The sequence below is a fragment of the Microbacterium sp. B24 genome, assembly GCF_000333415.1.
GTDB lineage: Bacteria > Actinomycetota > Actinomycetes > Actinomycetales > Microbacteriaceae > Microbacterium.
In genome coordinates, this window is the sequence record NZ_BADB01000264.1 from 1 (window position 1) to 1,827 (window position 1,827).

Here is a 1,827-nt window from a genome sequence, read left to right on the forward strand (position 1 = left end):
CTCACGGGGTTCTCGTCCCCGCGCACGTCGAGCCCGCGAGCGGGTATCGGCGGTACGCGGCAGGACAGCTCCAGGATGCCGCGGACATCCGCAACCTGCGCGACATCGGATTCGGCGTCTCCGCCATCGGCATCCTCCTCGCCGCCCGCCACACGCCGGAGTGGACGAACGCGCTGCGCCTGCAGCGCGAGACCCTGCTCGAGGAACAGCACGCGGCCCAGAGACGTGTCTCTCTCATCAACAGATTGCTCGAGCAAGGAGAAGCCACCATGTCCATCACCGTCAGCCGCACGACCGTCCCCGCGATGACGCTCGCCAGCCTCCGCGGCACCGTCCCCACCTACGCCGACGAGGGTCAGCTCTGGGGACGCATGATGCCCGCGCTGAGCGCCCAGTCGATCACGCCGATCGGACCCTGCGGGGTCATCGAACACGATGATCAGTACACCGAGCGTGACGTCGACCTGTCGATCTTCGTTCCGGTCGCGCCCGGTACGCGGGTCGACGCGCCCCTCGAGATCGTCGAGCTTCCGGAGCGCGACTGCCTCGTGGCGCGCGTGGTCGGCCCGTACGACCAGATCACGGCAGCCCATGATCTGATCAACCGGCGGATCGCCGATGACGGACTGCGCGTGCGCAGCGACGACACGGTCGCCGCACGTGCGTTCAACATCTACCTGAACACGCCCGCCGAAGTCAGCGCCGACGAGCTGGTCACGGAGGTCTACGAACCGCTCGCCTGAGCCGGCGTGCTGTCGCCCGTGCGGTGCTGACCGGTGACGATCGGGTCGGCGACCGCGCGGGCGATGGCATCGTCCACGAGCTGCGCCAGGCGTTCGGGCGGGTATGCCACGGGGTCCAGAACCGCCTGCGTCGCGAGACCGAGCATCGCCGCGTGCAGCAACTCGGCGGTCGTGTTCGGATCGCGGTCGACATGCCGGCGGCCCGGCGCCGCGTTCATCGCGTCGGCAACGAGGCGGGTGAGCTTGTCACGACTGTCGCGGTAACGCTGAGCATGGGAGGTCGCGCGTCGAGAGTCGGCGAGCGCCGCATCCCACGAACTCACCCAGATGCGCGTCGCCGACCGCGACGCCGGATCCAGCGGCAGCATGCCAAGCAGCGCCGTCCGCAACGCCGCGAGCGGTTCGGACGGCGCGGCGGTGTCGCCCTCGGCCCGCCGGGAGGCGAGCAGCTCCAGCGCGTAATCGGCGAGCGCATCCTTGGACGGGAAGTAGTGGGTGACCGTGCCGGTGGTCGCGCCCATTTCCGCCGCGACGACACGGAGCGACAGCCCGACGAAGCCGTCGCGGTCGAGCACGCGCCACACCGCCTCGGCCACCTCGGCCTGCCGGTCGCTGCGCGAGCGCTCGGTAAGGGACATGGGTCTAGACTGCCCCACATAACGATCGTTATGGAAGGTGCCATGTTCCGCCGAGACCTCTCCCCCACCGCCACGCTGCGACCGCTCGAGGTCTGGCATGCCCAGGAGTTCGCCGCGCATCTGGACCGGGCGCGCGAGCACATCCGTCCGTGGGTCGGTGCCTCGTTCGTCACCGACACCGTCGACGGCGCCCGCGCCACCCTGCAGCGGTACGCGCAGAGCGCGGCCGACGACGGAGGGCGCCTGTTCGGCATCTGGAACGACGGGCAGCTGGTCGGCGGCGTGATGTTCGTGAGCTTCAGCTCCGCCGCGGGCCAGTGCGAGATCGGATGCTGGCTCGAACCGGCTGCCGAGGGGCGGGGGCTGGTGACCGCGGCGTCCCGGGTGCTCGTCGACTACGCCCTCCGCGAGGACTCTAGAGGATCCCCGGGACCGAGCTCGAATCG

3 protein-coding genes are annotated in these 1,827 nt (G+C 70.1%); 2 read left to right on the forward strand and 1 reads right to left on the reverse strand.

Features of this window, described 5'->3' with window-relative positions:
• The coding region (locus I5I_RS07015; protein WP_036318087.1) for a MerR family transcriptional regulator at positions 1-743 on the forward strand (743 nt) is incomplete at its 5' end.
• On the opposite strand, the gene I5I_RS07020 is transcribed toward I5I_RS07015, so the two are convergent.
• Entirely contained in the window at positions 725-1,381 is a 657-nt protein-coding gene (locus I5I_RS07020; RefSeq protein WP_051039527.1) for a TetR/AcrR family transcriptional regulator, read from the reverse strand. The genes I5I_RS07015 and I5I_RS07020 overlap by 19 nt on opposite strands.
• A 42-nt stretch (positions 1,382-1,423) precedes the next feature.
• Between I5I_RS07020 and I5I_RS07025 the strand changes: the two genes are divergently transcribed.
• A partial coding sequence (locus I5I_RS07025; RefSeq protein ID WP_036318089.1) for a GNAT family N-acetyltransferase occupies positions 1,424-1,827 on the forward strand: 404 nt, incomplete at its 3' end.